The sequence below is a fragment of the Runella limosa DSM 17973 genome, from assembly GCF_000482465.1.
GTDB classification, from domain to species: domain Bacteria; phylum Bacteroidota; class Bacteroidia; order Cytophagales; family Spirosomataceae; genus Runella; species Runella limosa.
Genome location: NZ_KI519423.1, coordinates 46,339 through 52,503, shown reverse-complemented (window position 1 = coordinate 52,503; position 6,165 = coordinate 46,339). Strand labels below are relative to the sequence as shown.

The window sequence follows — 6,165 nt, the reverse complement described above, 5'->3', positions numbered from 1 at the left end:
GACGGAGTTGCCCAAACGGTGACGACAACCACTGGCAACAGTGCTACTGTTTCAGTTCCTACGGGTACTTCTGGCGAGTTTACATACAGTTTAGTAAGCGTTTCAGAAAGTTCTTCCACGGCTTGTAGCCAAACTCAAACAGGTAGTGCGGTGGTGACGGTGAACCCATTGCCAACGGCGACGATTACGGGGACAACGACGGTGTGCCAAAACGGAGCGTCGCCAACCGTGACATTCGTGGGGGCAAATGGCACAGCACCCTACACGTTTACGTACAAAATCAACGACGGCGCTGTTCAAACGGTGAAAACAGTCAGTGGGAACAGCATCACGGTTTCAGTGCCGACGAGGATAACGGGGGTATTTATATATACCCTAGTAAGTGTATCAGAAAGTTCATCCACGAGTTGTAGTCAAGTGCAAAGCGGCAGTGTGGAAATAAAAGTACAAAGCAAGCCTACAATTACGTTAACAACGCTTCAACAAACGCTCAACGAAGGTAACAATCAGACGTTTTGTGACATTGACGCCAATCCTGTGAACAGTTTGCAGTTTACAGTTTCGGGTTTGTGTGTGGTTGGTTCTCCCGTATGGCGTGTTCAAGTAGGTAGTGGTGCTTGGAGCGACTGGTCAACCAATCCACCAGCTACCCAATTATCCAATAACCAACCCCACCGTTACCAAGCAGCCTGCGATGCGAGTTGTTCTGTGACGTACACGAGCCCGATTACTATTCAAATTAACTACCGCGCTTCGACACCTCAGCAAGTATCATTGGTAGCCGATGGCGTAACGGTAAACGAAGGCGAAAGCAAAGAGGTTTGTAATATCGAAGGGAATAATATAACCTTCAACGCTACTTGTGCCGCAGGCGAAGTTATCCTTTATTCGGTTAATGGGGGTGATTATGGTAGTGTCGTACCGACGCAGTTGGTGGACGGTCAGTTTCACAATTACCGCGTTCGTTGTCGTAAAATAGATGGGACGCTATCATGTATTGAAACGGAATCAGGAGTGATGCGCGTTCGACTCAATAGTGTTGGCCAAGCCCCCGTGGCGAGCTTGAACGTAACAAGCGGTTGCGGAACGCCTGTATCATTTAGCGGGACGGCGAGTTGCGGAAGCCTAACGACAGTGTGGTATAATGCTTCGACGAACGTAGCTTTACCAACGCTGCCGAGTCAAACCCCTAATGAAACGACGTTGTACTATGCACGTTGCCAAGCGGGTGGAGGTTGTTTGAGTGAGAAGAGCAATGTGCTGACTTTCAAGGTAATACCCCTGGGTGTGGCTCCCGTAGTGACAGTAAGTTCAGAGGTAGTATGTGCGGGAACGAGTGTGACAATTTCGTCGAATTGCCCTGTGGGCAGTCAAACACTTTGGAGTACGGGAGTAACGGCACCAAGTTTTGAGGTATCTTTCAACAATGTGACGAAGCAGACGTACTGGGTGAAGTGCCTATTTGAAGGCGGTTGTCAAAGCGCGGAGAGTGCGCGTAAGGATGTGTACTGGAATGCGTTTGTGGTGACCTTAATCAACGTGGGTCAAACAAAGTCGGCGGTGAAGCCATCGAACGATAAGTCCTTGTGGAGTAGTCAATTTATCATCAAAGATGGTGGGCCTGAGTTGGCACAAAGTACGCAGTCGAACCCGACGTTATATTATGCGGAAAATGTCAATAAAACCGCCCCTCGTTACTGGACGATTAACGTGGATGCGTGTGTATTGGGGACGGATGGTTCGTTGACGTTTGACCTACTGGCGACGCCCGAGACGGGCGTACCCCAGTCCTTTAATACGCACGAAAACAATGCTCCCTACTTTATGTACGCCAACCGCGAAGGCTGGACGGAATTGTACGCGCAAAACCATCCAGCCTACGGTTTTTACCAAGACAATGGCGCAGGGGGTAACGTATATGATTTAGGTTTACCCAAGGGTTTGTATAAATTGGGGGTGAGGTATTGGGATATGAAAGGCTGGGGTAGCATTTATCCTTCAACCCGTAAACCGCAAGGCAACGTGTTGGCGTACCAAGAATACTGGTTCAGAATCCAGTCGAAAGACGGTGTCGGCGTAGGAGCAGCGAGGGCAGTAGCAGATTTGTCACCCTGGCGGTTCGCCGATGCGAAGGGTCTAAGTCCAAGTAACTTTGCCACAGTCCTCCCCAACCCCGTCACCAACATTCTCCGCTTGCAAGTGCAAGATAACAAGGGACAAGCAGTGCAAACTACTTTAACTGACGCCTCGGGTCGTAGCGTTTTGCGTCGGACTTTTACACCAGAAACCAACATGCACCACGAAGAGTTTGGGGTGAGTGACTTGCCAACGGGTACATACTTTCTACAGGTAACAACCTCTGAACAACAAGCTACATTGAAAGTAGTGAAAGTGCAATAGAGAAAGCATGAGCTCTGTATAAAAAGTACCAATGGGTATATCCCATTGGTACTTTTTATTTTTACTCTAATGGTCTATATTCGCTGTCCCATTTCAAAACATCGTTATGCAAGACTGCCGAAAGCAAAATCGCTATCAACCCTTTCTATCATTAGCAGCCTTGTTAAGTGTGCTTTTGCTTTCTTTCTCCACTTTGGCCAGAGAAAAATTTAATCTTTCTGTCAAAGATATCGTCAAACAGCCCGCCGACAATCGTCTCAATTATTTTTTTACGTTGCACTACACTTGGCAGAAAGAAAAAAGTGATTTGAAACGAATCGACAGTCTGATGCGCATTACAGAAGAGCTCAACGACCCGCAACTACGCGAATATGCTCACGTGGTTAAGTATGCGTTCGATCTTTTTTTAACGCCTTCTCAAACCCAAAAAGATGCCATTTTTAAAGCTGCTGAAGAATATACATCCCAATCTGAAAATAAAGAATTAACCCCCTTTTTTTATTATACGGTAGGTATCTATGCTTTTTATATGGGTGATCTCAAAAAAGGGCTTCCGCTTGTCTATGAAGCAAAACAACTATTAGAAACCCTGCGCTATGAATCCTTTCGCCACGCCAGTTTTTATTACTTAGGCTTTTTTCATTTATATTACACTTTCCAAGATTACCCAAAAGCTGCCCAGTATTGTGAACTAGCTTTGCAAAACAAACATGATTTTATGTTTTTTCCAGCCGATTATTACAACAATGCTGGGCTTTGCTATTTCAATTTCAAAGCGTATGAAAAAGCAGAAATATACTTTAGGAAAGCCATTGAAGATGCAAAAAAAAGGAAGGAAAAAACCATTGAAGGTATTGCTATTGGCAACTTGGGGCAAACGTATTGGTTGAAAGGGCAATATCAGAAAGCTCTTATTTATTTGTACCAAGGGTTAAAAACCAACGAGAAAAATATCCAAAATATTCCATTGAATGTCGCAAATACCCGGATGTACATCGCTCATTGTTTGCTGAGTTTAGACTCATTGGAAAAAGCGAAACAATTTCTGCACCCTTATTCGTCACAAGACCCTTTCTGGAGCCTATCTTATAACCGAATGCGACTAACGACCCTGAGCTTGTATTATGATAAAACCAAAAACTATGCCTTAGCATCTGCTTACAAAGATTCATTGATGATTTTAAAAGATTCTATCAAAGTCAGGACAGATAGCAATAAAATCAAAGTTTTTGAGAGCCAACTGGAAGCTGAAAAGTTTTTAAATGAGAAAAGAGACTTGGAAGCCAAAGCACAAAATGAAAAACAGAAACGAAATCTTATCATTGCTGGCTTGATTTTATTCTTTGGAACGGGATTGGTTTGGTTAAATGAGCGACGCAAACAAACTGAAAAACTGGGAAACCAAAAGCGGCAACAAGCAGAAGACAAGTTGGCGCAGGCTAATGGGCAATTGGAACAATACATCGCTAATATCAAAGACAAGAATGCTCTGATTGAAAAGATCAGTTTTCAACTTCAAGTCGCCAATCGAGCCAATTCCCTATCGGCTGAGGAAGCGGATAAGTATATCAAAAACCTTCAACAAAGTGTCATTCTGACGGAAGAAAACTGGTTAGAGTTTAAGGGACTTTTTGAAAAAGTATTTCCCAATTTCTTCTCTGACCTTGGTCAATATTACGACGATCTAAATCCCGCCGAGGTGCGTTTGCTGGCTTTACAACGACTGGAATTGCCTACCAAAGACATGGCCAATATGCTTGGTATTTCTACCGACTCCATCAAGAAAGCGCGTTATCGCCTTCGCAAAAAATATCCCGATTTGTTAGAGTCATAGCCACAATTTGGGCGAAAAATACACTTTTGTCCACCATTACGCCGTTTTTGTCCACCCTTCTACTTAGCTTTTCTACATGATAGCTCGGTACTTTGTGGCAGTTAAATGCCTGCCCGATGCCTATATTTTTTCGCCCTCCCAACCGAAAGTGGCTTTGCCAATTGTTATTGCTGATTACCCTGTTTACTCTCTCCGTGCTGGCAGTATGGTGGTATTTTGATATTCGTATCAAAACCTTAGAAACCTATTCACCTTTTTAACCTTGTCGCTCTTGTGCAGAGGTCTTACTTGCGTTGTACCCTAAATTCACACTAACTTTTTACTCGAACAATGAAAACTTTTTTTACTTCCTTACGAACCCTTGTCGATGCTCCAGTTCTCGGCTTATTAGTACTCTTATTTTGGCTGAGTATGGGCAATGCTGCTGCCCAAACCATCACGACGGGAAACATCACCCCCACCCGTTATTGTGCTGGGGCGGCGATTGCCATTCCATTTACGGTGGCAGGAACATTGGTCAGTCCTGGGCCAACCAACATCACTTATCGGGCCCAATTGAGCAATGCAGCTGGCGGCTTTGACTCGGGTACGACCAATCTGGCTGCCATAGTTACTACAGTGGGTTCGGAAGGAGCTGCTAATTTGTCGTTAACGATCAATACCACGGTACCCGCAGGTTTGCCCATCAGTGGCCAGTATCGCATCAGGGTGCAGAAAATCCTGCCGGGAGCGAATGTGGATGGCACTCCAAATACCACCGATCTTCAATTCGGGTTGATAATTACGGCTGACTACCCTAACCCAATCGGCCCTTACTGTGTAGGAAATCAGATTTCAGTTTCTTATCTGCTCAATTGTGATGCCCCTTCTGGAAACGTTTTTAGCCTCCAATTGAGTGACGCGGCAGGTAGTTTTGCCTCGCCTACTATCATAGCTTCCGTAAATGCTACTGGCATAGGTAGCATCAGTGGCAATTTCCCCGACGTTCCCACAGGCAACGGGTATCAGATGCGTATTGTCTCCTCTAATCCCTCTAATCCCACTTATGCCTCTGAAGTTAGCAACCGGTCTTTACCCTTCCGCATTAGTAGTGGTATTTTGACGACTATGAAAGCGAATGGTTCAATTTATTGTCCTGGTGAGGCCCTCAATTTGAACTACGCATTTAATGCTAATGAGGTCATCAATGAGGGAAATATCTATTCCATCGAACTCAGTAACAATAATTATGCTTCCCACACCACCCTGGGTACTTTGGCATCTACTGCCAAGTCGGGGAGTATTCAAGTAGCAATCCCCACAAACCTAATTCCAAATCCAAACTATCCAGATTATGAAATTCGAGTTAGAGCCTCTAACAGCCCGATTGATGGATGTGAATATGGACTCTATACCATTCGGGCTGCATCGACGGCTACTTTGGGCACTACCAACAGCCCCATTTGTGCAGGAAGTAATGCTACTTTCACCGTCAGCGGTACCAACGGTGCCACGCTGACCTACACGTTAACGGGGGTGTCAGGTAATCAAACCCTGCTTTTGAACGGCTCCAATCAAACCATCACCGCCAACAATGCCTCTACCGACGTTACCCTTACTTTGGTAAGTGTATCCAAAGATAATTGCAGTCTTACGCTGGGCACAACTTCAACGGTCTTGGTCAATCCGACCCCCAACGCAGTGGCTACACCTTCCAGCCAAACCATTTGTTCAGCAGGGGCTATCAATACCATTGTTTTGAGTGGAAACGTAGCAAATACTACTTATAACTGGATGCGAGATAATTCAGCAACAGTAACAGGCATCGCCGATAGCGGCAGCGGGAACATCAGTGGCTCTTTGACCAACACCACCAATGCTCCGATTACGGTCACTTTTACTATCACTCCTACGGCCAATAATTGCCCAGGAACACCCATCACGGCCACGGT

3 protein-coding genes are annotated in these 6,165 nt (G+C 45.3%); all 3 read left to right on the top strand.

Annotated elements, in window-relative coordinates:
• On the top strand, positions 1-2,400 hold a 2,400-nt coding region (locus K339_RS0120220; RefSeq protein ID WP_028525229.1), incomplete at its 5' end, for a T9SS type A sorting domain-containing protein.
• Positions 2,401-2,506: 106 nt separating this feature from the next.
• Positions 2,507-4,234 (top strand): tetratricopeptide repeat protein, encoded by a 1,728-nt coding sequence (locus K339_RS0120215; protein WP_028525228.1) that lies wholly within the window; start codon positions 2,507-2,509, stop codon positions 4,232-4,234.
• A 330-nt stretch (positions 4,235-4,564) separates the two neighbouring features.
• Positions 4,565-6,165: PKD-like domain-containing protein (locus K339_RS37590; RefSeq protein ID WP_037301342.1), on the top strand; the 1,601-nt coding region annotated here is incomplete at its 3' end.